Source organism: Tenacibaculum litoreum (assembly GCF_964513915.1).
Classification (GTDB): domain Bacteria; phylum Bacteroidota; class Bacteroidia; order Flavobacteriales; family Flavobacteriaceae; genus Polaribacter; species Polaribacter litoreum.
On sequence record NZ_CAZEQS010000003.1, the window covers coordinates 306,477 to 322,448 of the forward strand.

12 protein-coding genes are annotated in these 15,972 nt (G+C 31.6%); 4 read left to right on the forward strand and 8 right to left on the reverse strand.

Going from position 1 to position 15,972, the window contains the following annotated elements; genetic code table 11:
• Nucleotides 1-7 precede the first annotated feature (7 nt).
• Genes ACKTTR_RS07425 through thrA form a run of 3 tightly spaced genes read right to left on the reverse strand, consistent with a single transcriptional unit; the run spans nt 8 to nt 4,008 of the window.
• Nucleotides 8-937 (reverse strand): homoserine kinase, encoded by a 930-nt coding sequence (locus ACKTTR_RS07425; RefSeq protein ID WP_408027241.1) that lies wholly within the window; start codon nt 935-937, stop codon nt 8-10.
• The gene (locus ACKTTR_RS07430; protein ID WP_408027242.1) at nt 934-1,563 is read right to left on the reverse strand and encodes a class I SAM-dependent methyltransferase; all 630 of its coding nucleotides are present in this window, start codon (nt 1,561-1,563) and stop codon (nt 934-936) included. Before ACKTTR_RS07430 ends, ACKTTR_RS07425 begins: the two co-directional genes overlap by 4 nt.
• Nucleotides 1,564-1,566: 3 nt before the next feature.
• Nucleotides 1,567-4,008, reverse strand: a complete 2,442-nt coding sequence (gene thrA / locus ACKTTR_RS07435; RefSeq protein ID WP_408027243.1) for a bifunctional aspartate kinase/homoserine dehydrogenase I — start codon at nt 4,006-4,008, stop codon at nt 1,567-1,569.
• 416 nt (nt 4,009-4,424) lie between these two features.
• Here thrA and ACKTTR_RS07440 point away from each other — a divergent pair, with 416 nt between their 5' ends.
• Both ACKTTR_RS07440 and ACKTTR_RS07445 read left to right on the forward strand, forming a co-directional pair.
• The gene (locus tag ACKTTR_RS07440; RefSeq protein ID WP_408027244.1) at nt 4,425-5,000 is read left to right on the forward strand and encodes a toxin-antitoxin system YwqK family antitoxin; all 576 of its coding nucleotides are present in this window, start codon (nt 4,425-4,427) and stop codon (nt 4,998-5,000) included.
• Between the two features lie 194 nt (nt 5,001-5,194).
• Entirely contained in the window at nt 5,195-5,554 is a 360-nt protein-coding gene (locus tag ACKTTR_RS07445; protein ID WP_408027245.1) for a hypothetical protein, read from the forward strand.
• A 286-nt stretch (nt 5,555-5,840) separates the two neighbouring features.
• Here ACKTTR_RS07445 and ACKTTR_RS07450 read toward each other — a convergent pair whose 3' ends face one another.
• The 3 genes from ACKTTR_RS07450 to ACKTTR_RS07460 form a co-directional block, all read right to left on the reverse strand.
• Complete coding sequence (locus tag ACKTTR_RS07450; protein WP_408027246.1) at nt 5,841-6,743, reverse strand: hypothetical protein; 903 nt, start codon at nt 6,741-6,743, stop codon at nt 5,841-5,843.
• Nucleotides 6,744-6,860: 117 nt separating this feature from the next.
• A complete protein-coding gene (locus ACKTTR_RS07455; RefSeq protein WP_408028010.1) occupies nt 6,861-7,895 on the reverse strand; it encodes a hypothetical protein in 1,035 nt (344 codons plus the stop codon).
• Nucleotides 7,855-10,281 (reverse strand): PAAR domain-containing protein, encoded by a 2,427-nt coding sequence (locus tag ACKTTR_RS07460; protein ID WP_408027247.1) that lies wholly within the window; start codon nt 10,279-10,281, stop codon nt 7,855-7,857. Before ACKTTR_RS07460 ends, ACKTTR_RS07455 begins: the two co-directional genes overlap by 41 nt.
• A gap of 374 nt (nt 10,282-10,655) precedes the next feature.
• Between ACKTTR_RS07460 and ACKTTR_RS07465 the strand changes: the two genes are divergently transcribed.
• Nucleotides 10,656-11,480: a class I SAM-dependent methyltransferase gene (locus ACKTTR_RS07465; protein WP_408027248.1), complete on the forward strand. Its 825-nt coding sequence runs from the start codon at nt 10,656-10,658 to the stop codon at nt 11,478-11,480.
• An 11-nt stretch (nt 11,481-11,491) separates the two neighbouring features.
• Here the strand turns inward: ACKTTR_RS07465 and ACKTTR_RS07470 are convergent, their stop codons facing one another.
• Together ACKTTR_RS07470 and ACKTTR_RS07475 are read right to left on the reverse strand one after the other, a co-directional pair.
• On the reverse strand, nt 11,492-12,670 hold the full coding sequence (locus tag ACKTTR_RS07470) for an aspartate aminotransferase family protein (protein ID WP_408027249.1): 1,179 nt from the start codon (nt 12,668-12,670) through the stop codon (nt 11,492-11,494).
• 5 nt (nt 12,671-12,675) lie between these two features.
• A complete protein-coding gene (locus tag ACKTTR_RS07475) occupies nt 12,676-14,316 on the reverse strand; it encodes an OstA-like protein (protein WP_408027250.1) in 1,641 nt (546 codons plus the stop codon).
• Between the two features lie 138 nt (nt 14,317-14,454).
• Between ACKTTR_RS07475 and ACKTTR_RS07480 the strand changes: the two genes are divergently transcribed.
• Nucleotides 14,455-15,885, forward strand: coding sequence for a pyridoxal phosphate-dependent decarboxylase family protein (locus tag ACKTTR_RS07480; RefSeq protein WP_408027251.1), 1,431 nt, complete (start codon nt 14,455-14,457; stop codon nt 15,883-15,885).
• Nucleotides 15,886-15,972 lie beyond the last annotated feature (87 nt).

The window sequence follows — 15,972 nt, forward strand, 5'->3', positions numbered from 1 at the left end:
TTCGTGTTTAGTGTTGTTCTAAAATTTTAATTCCTTCTGTATTGATTTTAGAAAGAATCATGTTAAAATCAATTTGTTTGTCTTGGTAAGTGTTTTGTATGGTTTTGTAAACATTTTCAGCAGTTTCATCACCTCTACATAAAGTGAAAATAGTTGGACCAGAACCTGAAATTCCTGCTCCTAAAGCTCCTGCTTTAATTGCTTGTTGCTTCACTTCATCAAAATGTGGAATCAGATGTTTACGAGCAGGTTCAACAATGATATCGGTTAATGAATCCGCTATTAATTGATAATCATTGGTATACAATCCACTAATCAATCCACCAACATTAGCCCATTGCGTAACAGCATCTTTTAAAGGAACTTCTTTCGGTAATACCTCTCTGGCATCTTTGGTTTTCACTTCAACTTGAGGATGAATTGCCACCACTCTTAAATCAGCAGGTACAGGAATCTTTACAATACTTAAAGGTTCGTAACTACGCACCAACGTAAAACCACCATAAATAGCCGCAGAAACATTATCAGCTATTGGAGTTCCGCAAGTGGCTTCTTCTCCTAACATCGCAAACTGTGTCAATTCAAGAGGGGAGAAGATGTCTCCTAACAGCTGATTTACACCAAACGCAGCACCCGCAGCACTGGCAGCGCTGCTACCTAAACCACTTCCTGGAGTATACCCTTTATGAATAGTGATGTCGATACCAAAGTCAACGGGATGTTTTTCTAACATCGCTAACGCAACCACTCCCGCAGCATTTACTTGTGGGTTAGAAGGCAAATCAGCTCCAGTTATTTGGGTAATTTTTACACCTTTTGTAGCTGTTTTGGTAAAAGTCATCGTATCACCAACAGTTTCGAGTGCTAAACCTAAAGCATCAAATCCGCAGGAAACATTAGCAACAGTTGCAGGTGAAAATATTTTTATATAGTTCATTTTTTTGCAATTAAAAACAAGTCGGTATCACCACCTTCTTGATATAGTTTGGTGTAATTTTCTAAAATCTTGAATCCTTGTGCTTCTAGAGCCTCTATCAAATATTCTGGTTCGTGATAATGAATAAACATCGAGTTTTTTCCATCGGAACTAGAGCTTATACGAGAGTCTTTTTCGTAATCTCCAATCATGGTGCTGATGTATAGCAATCCGTCTGGACGTAACATAGTAGCGGCATCCTTTATAAGTTTTAGAGCATCCTCTTTGGTAAGATACGGAAAACAAAATCCGAAGATAATAACATCAAAACCTTGTTGTAAACTAGTAATATCTCTGCAATCTAGTACCTTAAATGAAGCCTTTGGATTGTTTTGTCGGGCTAAATTTACCATGTTTTCAGCAGCGTCAATACCTACAACAGAAAGTGTAGTGTTATGACGTAGTAGGTAATTGGTAATCTTACCAAAACCACAAGCTACATCTAACACATTATGGTGAGTCGGTTCCATCTGCTTTAAAAGGAGGTCATAACTATGATTGTACACGGTATCATTGGCAAATTTATCTTGATACGCCTGTGCTACATTGTTATAGATTTGTATGATATTTTGATAACGTTTTTCCATACACTATTGATTTCCAATTCGTATAACGTCAGCAAAAATTCCTGAAGCAGTTACTTCAGCACCCGCACCAGCTCCTTTTATTTGTAACGGATTTACAGGATATCTATCTGTAAAAAACAATACGATATTGTCGCTACCTTCTAAATTATAAAAAGGATGATTAAACGGAATGTGTTGTAAACCTACACTTGCTTTTCCATCATTGAATTCAGCAACATATTTTAAACGACAATTTTTGTCGGCAGCTTCTTTGTATAATTGTTGAAACTGTGCCTCAAATTCAGTTAAAGAAGCATAAAAATCATCATTGTTGGTAGTTTCTAAACTTTTTTTAGGTAAAAATGCATTGTTTTCAATATCAGAAAGTTCCAAATCATAACCACTCTCACGTGCAAGAATTAATATTTTTCTGGCTACATCCACACCACTTAAATCAATTTTAGGATCCGGTTCGGTATATCCTTGTTCTTGTGCTTGTCGTACCACATCGTGAAATGAAGTACTCTCATTAAAATTATTGAACACAAAGTTTAGAGAACCTGATAACACGGCTTGTATTTTATGTACTCGATCACCAGAGGCAATTAAGTTTTTAAGTGTGTCAATAATAGGTAAACCAGCACCCACATTAGTTTCAAACAAAAAAGGTACGCTGTACTTTCGAGAAATGTGCTTTAACTTTTTATAATTGTCTAATTCAGAAGCACAGGCTATTTTATTACAAGTAACCACCCCAATATTGTTGGCTAAATAGTGTTTGTATACCTCAGAAACTTTTTGATTAGCAGTATTGTCAATAAAAACCGAATTACGAAGGTTCAACGCTTTTGTTCTTTCAAAAAAGCGCTCTAAAGTACTTGCTTCTCCGTTTTGTAATTGTTCTTTCCACGATTTTAAGCTGATACCACCTTCATCAAAAACCATTTGTTTAGAATTGGAAATACCTACAACACGTACATTCAGTTTCAACTGTTCTTTTAAGTATTTTTTCTGCTGGTGGATTTGTGCTAAAAAGCGTTCACCGACATTTCCTACACCCGTAACAAACAAGTTTAATTGCTTTACTTTTTCTTCAAAAAACTGCTCGTGTAGGGTGTTTAATGCTTTTTTGGCATCTGAACTGTCGATAACAGCAGAAATGTTTTTCTCTGAAGCCCCTTGGGCAATGGCACGAATATTCACATTGTTTTTGCCTAAAGAGCTGAACATTTGTCCGCTTAAACCTTGGTGATTTCTCATTTTATCACCTACCAAAGCGATAATTGCCAATCCTTGTTCTACAATAATCGGATCTATTTTATGACGCTCTATTTCAAAAGCGAAAGCTTCGTTAATTTTTAAGGCTGCTTTTTCAGCATCTTCATCATAAATACCCACACAGATAGAGTGTTCTGAAGAAGCTTGCGTAATGAGTACTACATTGATGTTGTGTGTCGATAAAGTTTCGAACAAACGTTTAGAAATACCAGAAACGCCTACCATGCCACTTCCTTCTAACGTTAATAGCGTAATATTTTCGATATGAGAAATTCCTTTTACAGGTTTTCCGTTTTCGGTAATTTTTGAAATGAGTGTTCCTACATTTTCAGGTTCAAAGGTATTTTTTATGCGAATAGGAATTTCCTTTTCCAACACTGGTTGAATCGTAGGAGGGTAGATAACCTTTGCCCCGAAATGTGATAATTCCATGGCTTCTTGATACGAAATATGTGGAATAGGGAATGCCTGTTTTACCATATGTGGATTCGCAGTGTACATACCACTAACATCTGTCCATATTTGTAATTCATTAGCATTTACAGCAGCGGCATAAATAGCCGCAGAATAATCGGAACCTCCACGTCCTAAAGTAGTTGATTTTCCATCTTTTGTACGAGCTATAAATCCAGGTAACAAAGTTACTTGGTGCTTATTTTTGTCAAAATACTCCTTACAATTGGTGTTGGTTAGTTGAAAATCAACCTGTGCTTTATCAAAAGCATTGGAAGTGATGATTAGTTCTCTACTGTCTTTATATACCACATCTAGTTGTTTACTGGCTATGTTTGCAATAATGTATGAAGACAATAATTCACCAAAACCACTAATCGTAGCTAGAGTTTTGGGGGTAATTTCGTTTAGTAACAAACAACCTTCTAACAAGGTTTTTAATTGTTTAAAAAGGGATGCTATATAGGTTTTAACTTCTTCTTGCTGATTTTCAGGAACTAATTTTTCAATTACTTCAAAATGCAATTGCTCAACTTCTTGGTAGTTTTCAAGGTAATTAGCATTGTTTTGGGCAGCTTGTTCTGCCGATGCGATGAGTTTATTAGTTGTTTTTCCAAAAGCAGAAACTACCACAATAAGTGGACTGTTTACAGACGCATTGGCTATGATTTGTACTACTTTTTCTATGTTTTGAGGGTTGGCTACTGAAGAACCACCAAATTTTAAAACGTTCATTTTAAAAAGGATAATAAATTAAAAATAAGGTTTTTTAAGCTATTTATCTGTTTTCAAGTCTTTTGAAAAAATAAATATATACGGATATGATATGTATAGAAAATAACCCCTAAAGGGTTGTAGTAGTAATTGTAGTTGTAGTGCCAACAAAAGAAGCCGTAATATCTACAGCTGAAATAGAGATAATATGTCTTTTGTTGTTTAACATTGAGCCAAATGTATAAATTATGTTCTAAAAAACAAGAAAAGTTGTTCTTTTTTTAAGAAAACCTTTTTTGACAGTTTCTAAAATACAACTATATTGCTAAAAAATAAGAAGAATAAAATAGCTAAAAATTGCTGCTTATCTTGCCAAAAAAGGAGTATACCAGTAAGTTTATTCTACATATAAACTAGTTGGCAATAATTGTGATTAAATGAGAAACTTAATGATTTTATTAATGTTTTTTACTTTCAACGAACTGATTTCACAAGAAATAATCGGAATGAAAGAAGTTTACATTGACAATAATTTAGTTTATAAAATTTCAAATGACGAACTCTTTACTGGAATTGCTCAAAGCAAACGGAAAAACGGACATTTAGTTTATGAAGAGGAATACAAAAACGGAATTATTCTGTCTAGTAATTTATACTACAATGGAAAAGAAATAAGAGTTTCAAATAAAACAATTTATAATCCGAATAAACCATTAGTTCTTTCAAAAGAAATTAAATACCATCTGAATGGTGAAGTTTTTGAAACTATAACTTATAATGATGACGGAATAAAAATCCTTGTTGAACAATTTAAAAAAGGAAAACTGACATACAGTTGTCAATATTTAGGAAAAAAGAAAAACGGACTTGAATTGGGATATGGAGAAAACGGAGAAAAATTAACTTATCGTTGTGAGTATGTAAAAGGAAAGAAAAACGGAACGGAATATTGTCTAAATGAAAAAGGAATTGAAACAAAAAAAGAATATCTAAACGGAAAAAAAATAAAATAACTATTGCCAACACCGTATATGAAAAATTGCTGGTGTTAGGCTAAAACAGAGGTAGTTGCACGTTTGTTGCGTCTGATTTTCCTTCGGGAAACCCTCGCTCACAAACCCGCAACGTTCCTTACACATAAACGTTATGTATAATTATAACTCAATAAAACTAATAATAAACATAAAAAGCTTGAATTATTAAAATAATGAAAAAAGACCACTTACTTTTAATGTTATTTTTTACCGTTATTATTTCTATAATAACTTATATTTTTATAAAAGAAAAAGAATTGTCAGACCATAAAGCTTATTCTGAAGGAAAAATAGTTAAGCATTTTAAAACAGGTGAAAAACACTATATCAAATATATATTTAAGGTGAATGGGAAATTTCAAGAAGGTGAAGCAAAAGTTTACCCTTTTAAATGTGACGATGGAACCGACTATTGCGTTGGAAAGAAATTCCCCGTGATATATTCATATATCGACCCAAGTAATAATGAAATAAACTTAGGAAAATATAGCAAGTTTAGACCTAATAGAATTAGAATGTTTAGTATTGAATAAAAACAAACTATACATAATAATGGCTCCTATGAAAAGCACTAGTCCAGTTGTTTAAAGTTTCTGCTTCTTTTTTTATTATCTCTTATTAATAATTTTAGGGTGTTGAATTATTGATAAACTACAACTTATCCAACTCACTTAACATAAGATTACACCCTTTTTTTAATTCTTCATCAGAAATGGTTAGTGGAGGCGTAATACGAATGGCTTTTCCTTCGAAAAGGAGCCAGAATAATCAATTAAAGCTAAATAAAAACGTGTTTCTTAGGTGTGTAATACAAAGAAGTTAATCAAAATATTTATAAATTCGTTTTGAAACCTGTATTGGAACACTGTTTTTATATTTTATACGTTCTTTCCAATTTTCATTTCTGTCATATTTGTATTTATAAGTGTTTTTTTTATAAATTTTATTTCCTGTGTAAGAACTAAAAATTTCTGCTATTACATTGCCTTTATCATCGTAAGAATAAGTAATTGTTTTATTTAAATCTTTATCCTCGCACCAATATTTTTGTTCTACAACATTATTTTTTCTATCATATTTAAAAGTGTTTTTAGAATGTTCTTTTCCATTATAAACGTGGTTTTCTTCTATTAAATTATTTTCACTATCATAGGTATATGACATTATTTCTTTTAAATTTTTCTTGCCAAAATATTCTTCTGCCTTTATCAAATAGCCTTTTGTATTATAAGTATAAATCCATTTTTTATGCACATATTCACCATCATCTGCTTCAGGAAAAAACTCTCTAACTTCATATAGCTTAATTTCTGTTTGATTGTCTGCTTTTTTGTAAACGTATTTTGAAGTAATACATTTTTCTGGAAGTTGATTATAAATTTCGCACTCTCTAAATTTTATTTGATTTCCTTGTCTGTCATAATTAAATGTCCACTGGCGATATGGAACTTTAGATGAATAACGGTAAAAAGATCTTTCCGTTAAGTTTCCTTGTTTATTAAATACAAATTTCTCTTTTCCTGATAAATAAGTTTTCTCTAGAGATTGAATAATATTTCCATTTTTTTTTATTGCTACATTACTAGTTTCTGTATAAGACTTAACATGTTTTTTTAAATTTTCTTTTTTCCAATTGGTATTTCTAGTGTGTAATTCTTGTGAATAAGAAATATTACTAGACAGTAAATATAACAGTAAAAATTGTGTAATTAATGTTCTCATTTTTTAGGTTTATTATGCTCAACTAATCTATGAATTGAGTTTTATTATACAACTCTTTAAATTTTACTAAGACAATTTTTTAGGTTACTATAATTTTAGTATACTATTTATTGGTTTCTATTTTTCTTTTTCTAAATAAGCTTTGTATTCAGGTAACTCTTTATAATTTTTAGGACGTATGGCATAAAAACCAGCAAAGGATTTATCAGGATAAGTTTGTCTTGGTAATTGTTCTATAAAAAAAACTTCGTCGCTACCACCTAATTCTTTAGGTATTTGATATATATTCATATCAGCATTAAACCCCATGGCACCATAACGTCTAAATTTTAAGATATCACCTTGTGGTAAATGTAATTCGAACATGTAATAACCAGAAGAAAAACTAATAGGGTTTAAACCACTACTTTTTTGTTTGTCCATTTCTACATATTCAGCTAATTGTAGGGTTTTGTTTTCTAATAAGTTATCAAAGACCTCAGGAATTTTTATCATACGTACTTCTTCGGGAGCTATTTTGGAAGGATATTGTTTTTTTATATCAATATTTAACTCCTTTGCTTTTTTATAAGTTTGAATTAAATACCACTTTTCTTTGATTTTAAAATAATAATCATATGAGTCAATATGTACATATGAGGCATCTAAATATAGTTCTTTGAACTTTTGTAACCATTCTCTTTTTTCTACATTTTTGAAATTATAATCTAAAGGATCTTTAATTTCTTTATTTAAAAAAGGGTCTATATATTTATTTAAAGTAGTGTCATTATTAATGAGCCAGTTTCCATATGTTTTATACCCAGACATAGTACCATCTATTAGTGTTTCAGAAGATAAACCTGTGCCTAATAGGTTTCCGAAAAAATCTACTTTTATTCTTTTAGACTTTTCTTTTTCTTTACCTATTACAGATAAAAATAGTTGTTTTTGTTCAGCTAATTTCTCTTCACTTATAGAGTGTTCATTAAACAACGTAATTACATCATAATTTTCTGTTCCTTGATGCTTATGTAAATCTTGATATTCTGTATATTCCTTTTCCATTTTTTGTATAGCTTTTTTCTTTTTTAAATAATTACAACTAGTTAACAGAAGCAAACAAATAGCACTAATTTTTATTTTTACTTTCATCATATAACTTAGATTCATAACTTTTCTTTTTGTGTACGTATGCTTTGATAACATTATTTATATATTCTGTGTCAGCAATAGAAGAATCAATAAGTTTATCTTTTAGTTCTTCAACTTTCTTTTTTTCTTGTTTTCGTTTTTCTTCATCTGTAAGCTCTTTTCCAAGTTCTACTTTATATTTCATTCTATAGAATTTATCTTTTCCAGCATTTTTTATACGTTCAAATATAGAAGTATTACCGTACTGGTCATTAAAACTACCACTTTTGTCTTGTAATAATTTTGTATGTAAAATATGTCCCACAGGAGCAAAGTGAGCATATAAATCAGCACTTTGTAGGGGAGCGTATTGTAGTAGCATATTTTGATAAGTTACATAGGCTAAATTGTATAGAATGATAGCATACTTTTCGTCGCTAGAATACCTCCATTTACGAGTTAAATGTTTTGGTATTTTAATAGGAGTTTTAAAATGTCCTTCAAATAAATTAGTAAGGTTAGTTTTAATCGTTTTGTTTTTATAATTAGCAATTAGTTTTTTGTATAACGTTATTTTTTTATGATTGTTTTCTATAAACGTATAGGTTCCAATTAAAAGATCACCAACAGCGTCTGCGGTAAATTTATGGTTAGTATACTTTTGGTAGCTTGATTTAGCTAGTTTAAAGGCATTCATAGCTACACCCCAACGTATAGCCACTCTACTATAACCCTTCCAATGTACACCGTGCATTTGTTGGTTTACAGTGGGGGAGTCTAATTTTTCTAAAGCATCGTAATCGTAACGTTCTTCAGCTACATAAGGAGGAACAACAACATAACCACCTTCAGCTCCATACATAGACAAATCAATGATTTTTTTATTTTGTTGTGTTTGGTAATACGAAGGAATACTATCTTGTTTATGAAAATATTCAGCACTAAATAAGGTTTCATCTTTTTTAGGATGACAGGCACTTTTTATTTCTGGTATATCACCATCTATAGTTACTAAATCACCTCTGTCGTTTGGAAAAGTAAATTGTACAGCTCTACTTTTATAAGCGTTCCAATCGTAACAAATAGCTTTTACATGTTCAAATAAACCTCGTTTGTTAAAAACCTTTTTATATTTAGGACTATATAATTCAGAAATAGCACTTAAAAATTTATGTCCGCTATCTTCATTTTTTCCTCTAAGTACCGCATTTTTGTAAACCATGTACTCTTGTGTTTTTTTCTTAATAAGACTATCGTAGTTTTTTCCATATAACCCCTTAGGTTGATGCACTCCTAAAAAAATGGTATTTATGGCTACTTTTTTCCATCCCATTTCGTTAGCATATTTAATAATACCTAGTTTTACACCTGCTGCCATACAAGCACCTTGACTATGACCAACAATAGTTACGGGTTTATAATGTGGAGAATAGCTTTCTATTTGTGGAGATTCTTCTTTTTTTGCATTAACTTTTTCCTTTTTTATGAGCTTCCAATTATAACGAGCCCATTCATAACCTAATGCAACACCGTGATCAACTCTATGCGCTCCGCTACTACCTAACCCATGTGAACCGTTTATGTAATGTACTCTACCTTCTGCATTAAAGTATTCGGCATAGGTTTCTGTAGCTTTATAGTCATTAGCGATATCATTCCAGTAACCATAATATTTACTTTCGGGAGTTTTAAAAATTAAGGTACTAGGGTTTCTAAGTTTTTCTTCAACTATTTTTCGAACTTTACTTTTGTTCAGGTCTTTTTCATGCTGTTCAGTGGTATAAAAATCGTCATGGTCAATACGATTTTTTTCGTTTGTGTTTTCTCCTCTTAGAGTAAACCAACCAGGTTTATCAGGGTTTAAGTCCATCATGGCATTCCAATGTGACTCGCTGTTTGTTACAATATCACTTAAATAACCATTTATAAAAATAATTTCACCTTGTAGTTTTGGAAGCTTTTTTTCTTCTGTTTCTTGTTGCTCAGCAAGTTCTTTTATTTTTTGTTGATTAGTTTCAGCTTGTTTGAGCATTTTTGTATTACCAGTAAAAGCAGCACCAATTCTGTCTTTAAAACTAATATCAGGAAATGGAATTTGATCAATAGGCATTACTACAGTTGATTGCGGTGAGCTACTACTAACAAGAACATTACCCTCTCCAGCAGTAATAATTCCCCCATGTGCAGTCATATCACCTATACATGATATAGGCTTACCATTAGCAAGAATACTTGGATTTCCTGTGACTATAGTATCTATACCTGCATTACATGTGCACATGCTGCCAATGGTTGCCACAGGTTTACCATTAATTAAAATATTTTGTTCTCCTTTAGTAATAGGTCCACCAACATGAGGTGTAGATCCACTATACATTGGACATTGATGATTACTACCTAGAGTTGCAACTGGTTTTTTAGACATAGCTTTTTATTTTTTTTAGCGAACTAAAATAATAAAAAAGTGTTAATTACCAGTGCTTTATGATTTGTTTTTGTGTGAGACTATTTGTTGGGATAATAAAAAAGGTAAAAATTTTAATTTAAAAGTTCATTTAATTTATATAAGGTAGAAGTGCTAATTTTTTCGATTTCTTTGTCAGGAATATTGAATGTAGAGGAATGTGAATTACTCTTCTTTTAAAAAGTAACAAATTGGAGATAGTATGTATCTTAATTAGTTGATTATGTGAATTATCTCTACATTTATATGATAACAACCTTACTTCGAAAAAAAACTAATTTTTCCCTGTAACAAAATGGTAGAAAGGTTAGTAATAATAATTAAAACTCATAATGATGAATTACTTAAACAAAACAATTGAACAACACTATCTTAAAGAAAGCTTGTATGAAGATATTTTACAGCGTCTATCAGAAATGGGAAAAGACCTTAAAAATATTACACGAGAAGATATAGCTGGAGTTGATGAATTTCACGTGCGTGGTGCAGCCGTTTCAAAAGAGTTGGCAGAATCTATAGATCTTAATAATAAATCAGTTTTAGATATTGGATGTGGGCTAGGAGGTCCTTGTAGAATGTTGGCCGAGAGATACAATTGTACTACCTCAGGTATAGATCTTAGTAAGGAATACATTAGAACGGCTGAAAAGCTATCTCAGCTTGTAAAACTTGAGTCTAAAACAAGTTTTTTCCAAGGAGACGCAACAGCACTTCCGTTTGAAGATGAATCATTTGACGTGGTTTGGACACAGCATGTTCAAATGAACGTACCTAACAAGCAAAAATTTTACTCGGAAATAAATCGTGTGTTGAAACCTAATGGCTTTTTTCTATACTATGACATTCTAAAAAATAACGATGAAAGAGTTAAGTATCCAATGCCATGGGCAACTTCCGAAGATCATAGCTTCTTATTCAAAAACAATGAAATGGATGATATAGTAACAAAACTAGGCCTTACGAAAGTATCCTCTAAAGATCAAACGCGAGCAGGAATAGAATTTTTTGAGGGAATGCTCAGTAAAATAAAAGAATTCGGACCACCAAAAATTGGACTTAATGTTCTTATGGGAGAAACCACTAAACCTAAGTTGTTGAATTTATTAGAGCATTTTAAAAATGGTTCTTTAATTTTGGAAAGCGGTGTTTATAAGAAATAATATTCTATAGACTAAAGCTTATCTAACTCATTTAAAATAAGGTTACACCCTTCTTTTAATTCTTCATGAGAAATGGTTAGGGGAGGAGTAATACGGATTGCTCTTCCTTCAAAAAGTAACCAGAATAAAATCAATCCTTTGTCTAAACAGTTTAAAATTACTTGTGAGGCAGCTTCAGGAGTATCTACTAATAAAGCCAGCATTAACCCTTTCCCTCTAATTTCTTTAACAGCAGGGTGATTTTTAAAGGCATTACGAATAATTTTTTCTTTTCGTAAAGTTTCTTCCATTAAGTTAGAGGAATCGATTTCTTGTACGGTTGCTAAACCAGCACTCGCAATCACAGGATGTCCACCAAACGTAGTAATATGCCCTAATTTTGGGTGTTCTTTTAAAGATTCCATTACTTCAAAAGAAGTAATAAACGCTCCGATTGGCATTCCGCCACCTAAACCTTTACCCGTGATGATAATATCTGGAGTAACGTTATAGTTTTCAAAACCCCAAAAGGTTCCTGTACGTCCAATTCCTGATTGAATTTCATCCAAAATTAACAAGGCTCCAACTTCATCACAACGTTGTTTTACTTTTGCTAAATAATTATTTTTAGGTTCGATAAAACCAGCACCGCCTTGAATGGTTTCTAAGATAACTCCAGCAGTTTTAGACGTTATTTTTTCTAAATCTTGTTCGTTGTTGTATTCAATAAACTTACTTCCTGGAATTAACGGACGAAAAGCACGATTTTGTTGTTCTGCTCCACAAACACTCATAGCACCTTGTGTATTTCCATGATATGAATTTTTAGCAGCAACAATTTCACTTCTACCAGTAAAACGTTTGGCTAATTTTAGAGCTCCTTCAGTCGCTTCGGTACCAGAATTTACCAGATAAACAGAAGATAGGTTAGGAGGTAAGGTAGCAGCTAAAGCTTTACACAATGCTAACTGTGGTTTTTGGATGAATTCTCCATATACCATTACGTGTGTATACTGCTCTAATTGATTTTTTATTGCTTCATTTACCTTTGGGTGGTTGTGCCCTAAACTATTCGCAGAAACTCCAGCAACAAAGTCTAACATAGCTTTTCCGTTGCTATCATAAATATAACTTCCTTTAGCATGTGAAATTTCAATAGCTAAAGGATGTGGGCTCGTTTGTCCTTGATATTTTAAAAAATCGTCTTTCACAGAAATTATTTTAATTCTTTGAGATTTGGCTTTTTTTGTTTCCCTTTCTTTTTTGTAGTTTCATTAATAAACTGCTTTCTAGCTTCTTTTACAACATCAGGTTGTTTCTTTGTTTTTGAAGAAGTTGTAGAAGTGGAATCTTTTACAAAAATATCTTCTACTGTTTTAGGCTGTTCATCACCACGCCATAAGAAACCTTTAAATTTTTTCTCTTCAGAAGGAAACTCAGAAGGAGGATATGTTTTTCCTTCAGACTTTTTAAAATATGTAGTTTGAATAATCTCACCGTCTTCTAAAAGAAATTCAATATCACTCGCAATTTCTTTGGTAATTGTTTCTAGTTTATGAGTATCTTCATTATTGTTATAATACAATGACTCTGCATTTCCTTTAACCATCATAGTTCGCAAGTCATCATCTTCAAATTTACCATAAATGTTTCTTCCTTTAATTTGATTAAAGTTATCTTTATGAATAGAGTCTTGCTGAATCATAAATGCATTTTGTAACACTTTTAAAGAATCTAACTTATTACTCTCTTTATGGGTAAGTAATTGAATGCTATCACCAGTTATCTGACTGTTATTAGACCATAAAATAGGTCTGTTAAACATTCTGGTCAATCCTGTTTCTTGACTAGTGTGTATAGAGTCACACTTACCTTGTAAATCAGACTTAAATATTTTTACATTGTTAAAAATACGAGCAATACGTTTTTCTGGTTTTCCAGTAAGTAAAATTTTATCACCAGCTACATACATAGAGTCTTTTTCTAGCACTGAAATGGCAACGGCTCTATCAATAATAAATAAAGAGTCTTTATGTTCATATAACTCAGCATAATTTCCTTTAGTTACCATATTTTGAACAGTATCTACCACTTTTATGTTGTTGGTTGCTGAAGCAAAACCGTTTCGTTTATCATAATACAAACTATCAGCAGAAACTGTTCGCTCTTTTAAGAATAATTTTGCTCGTTTAACAAAGTAAGAAACATCAGTATTTGTATCGTAAAAGCCTCTTTCAGAATATACCTTCGTACTATCTTTTAAATTGGTAATGGTACTTGGTCCGTATAAATAAGCTAGGTTTGTATTGGTATAATAATCTAAATGGTCAGACTCTAAATGGTTATCAGGATTTACAACTGTTACTTTAGATTTTGCAGTAAACTTTTTTTCCCTTAATAGATAAGTTCCTTTTACACTTTTCAGAGTGTTTTTTGTATCGCGGATAGTTCCTCCGTTAGGGTAGTATAATACTTGATTAATTCTGTCAAAATGAAGCGTATCAGTTTTTAGCGTCATTTCTTTATCATTAATTTCTACATTTCCCCAAGATTTTGCTTTTTTTGTATTTCCATTATAAGTAGCAAAATCACTATATTGAATAATACTATCTCCTTGCTCAATAATAACTTCACCAATGGCTTTAAATTCGTTTTTGTCTTTGTAAAATAGAGCTCTTTTACAATCTAGTGTAGCTCCTTCGTGTGACATTTTAACTTTTCCTATCAATATAGTAGCTCCAGGGTACTTACTTTCATCAGCAGTACTTAATTCGGTAGAAAGTATTTTGATTTTTTTTGTTTGAGAAAAACTTACAACAGAAAATAATATAAAAGTTAGTAGAAATAGTTTTTTCAAAATAATACGATTTAATGCACAAAAATAATGAAAAGAATATGCCAAAATCTTAATAAAGAAATAAAATTATCAAGATAAATAAAAGGCTGTCATTTAGTAAATGGTTAATTTTGTAACAAATTAAAAAATTATAAAGATATGAGTGCTCATTTTGATTTATCAAAAGAAGAGATGAAGTCTTACGGATATAAAATTGTAGATATAATTGCAGAACATTGGGCTACTTTAGAGCAAAAAAAGCCTGTTGCTAGTGCTTCTAGAAAAGAAATGGATAATATTTTTTTACAAGAAGCCCCAAACGATGGTATGCCTGCTGAAAAGGTACTAGATTTTGTAATGGATAATGTAATACCTAACAGTACAGTTATTTCTCACCCTAAAGCATATTCATTTGTTCCTGGACCTAGTAACTTTATTAGTACTATGGCTGATAGTTTAGCTACTGGATTCAATATTTTTTCTGGCGGATGGATGGTTTCTCCAGCAGCAGCTGAGTTAGAAATTGTAACAATGAACTGGTTACTAAAAATGTATAATTTTCCTGTTGAAAAAGGAGGAGGAATTTTTACTAGTGGTGGTTCTATGGCAAACTTAACAGCTCTAGTTACTGCTAGACGCTTAAAATGTGGTGATGATTTTTCTAAAGCTGTGATTTATTTGTCTGATCAAGCACACTCTTCAAATATTAAAGCAATTCGTGTTCTAGGGTTTAAAAAAGAGCAAATTAGAATTTTACCAACAGATTTAGAGTTTAGAATTAGTATTAACAAACTAAAGAACGCTATAGCAAAAGACCGATTAGAAGGATTACAACCATTTTGTTACATCGCTTCTGCGGGAACTACTAACACGGGTACTGTAGATCCTTTAGATGAAATTGCAGATATCTGTGAAGAGGAAGATTTATGGTTTCACATTGATGGAGCGTATGGTGGAGCCGCTATTTTAGCTGAAAAAGGAGCAAAAGCATTAAGAGGAATTGAAAGAGCTGACTCTCTTACTGTAGATCCGCATAAATGGTTTTATCAACCTTATGAAATTGGTTGTTTATTAGTAAAAGATGCTTCTTGGTTAAGTGGTACTTTTAGTGAAAAACCAGAATATTTACGTGATATTGAAGGAAATGAATCTGAAATTAACTTTTACGATTATGGAATTCAATTAACAAGACGTTTTAGAGCATTGAAGTTTTATATGTCTATTAAAACATATGGATTAGATGCTTTCAAAGAAGCTGTTACATACAACATTCAATTAGCTGATGATGTAGAAAAAATGTTACGAAAAAGTAGAAATTGGGAAATTATTTCACCAGCTACGTTGGCAGTAATTAATTTTAGATATAATCCTATCGGATTAAACCTATCAGAGAAAGAAATTGATGAATTAAATCAGAAAATTTCTCAAAAGATAATGGAATCAAGAGAAGCATTTTTAGTAACTACAATATTAAATAAGCAAGTAGTGCTTAGAATGTGTCTGATAAACCCAAAAACAACCATGCAAGATGTTAAAGAAACCTTGGAGTTGTGTCATCAATTTGGTCAAGAAATTTTAAAAGAAAAATAGATTAAAAGGAGCTTAGAGCTCCTTTTTTTGTTTTTATGACAAAAGTCATATTTCAAAAGCTTTTCTCTTAGTAGTTTTGTTTACATA

What these genes read in the sequence shown, in the direction of transcription:
- ACKTTR_RS07425 (WP_408027241.1), bottom strand. Translation starts at nt 937, where the DNA reads ATGAACTATATAAAAATATTTTCACCTGCAACTGTTGCTAATGTTTCC.
- ACKTTR_RS07430 (WP_408027242.1), bottom strand. Translation starts at nt 1,563, where the DNA reads ATGGAAAAACGTTATCAAAATATCATACAAATCTATAACAATGTAGCA.
- thrA (WP_408027243.1), bottom strand. Translation starts at nt 4,008, where the DNA reads ATGAACGTTTTAAAATTTGGTGGTTCTTCAGTAGCCAACCCTCAAAAC.
- ACKTTR_RS07440 (WP_408027244.1), top strand. Translation starts at nt 4,425, where the DNA reads ATGAGAAACTTAATGATTTTATTAATGTTTTTTACTTTCAACGAACTG.
- ACKTTR_RS07445 (WP_408027245.1), top strand. Translation starts at nt 5,195, where the DNA reads ATGAAAAAAGACCACTTACTTTTAATGTTATTTTTTACCGTTATTATT.
- ACKTTR_RS07450 (WP_408027246.1), bottom strand. Translation starts at nt 6,743, where the DNA reads ATGAGAACATTAATTACACAATTTTTACTGTTATATTTACTGTCTAGT.
- ACKTTR_RS07455 (WP_408028010.1), bottom strand. Translation starts at nt 7,895, where the DNA reads ATGAATCTAAGTTATATGATGAAAGTAAAAATAAAAATTAGTGCTATT.
- ACKTTR_RS07460 (WP_408027247.1), bottom strand. Translation starts at nt 10,281, where the DNA reads ATGTCTAAAAAACCAGTTGCAACTCTAGGTAGTAATCATCAATGTCCA.
- ACKTTR_RS07465 (WP_408027248.1), top strand. Translation starts at nt 10,656, where the DNA reads ATGAATTACTTAAACAAAACAATTGAACAACACTATCTTAAAGAAAGC.
- ACKTTR_RS07480 (WP_408027251.1), top strand. Translation starts at nt 14,455, where the DNA reads ATGAGTGCTCATTTTGATTTATCAAAAGAAGAGATGAAGTCTTACGGA.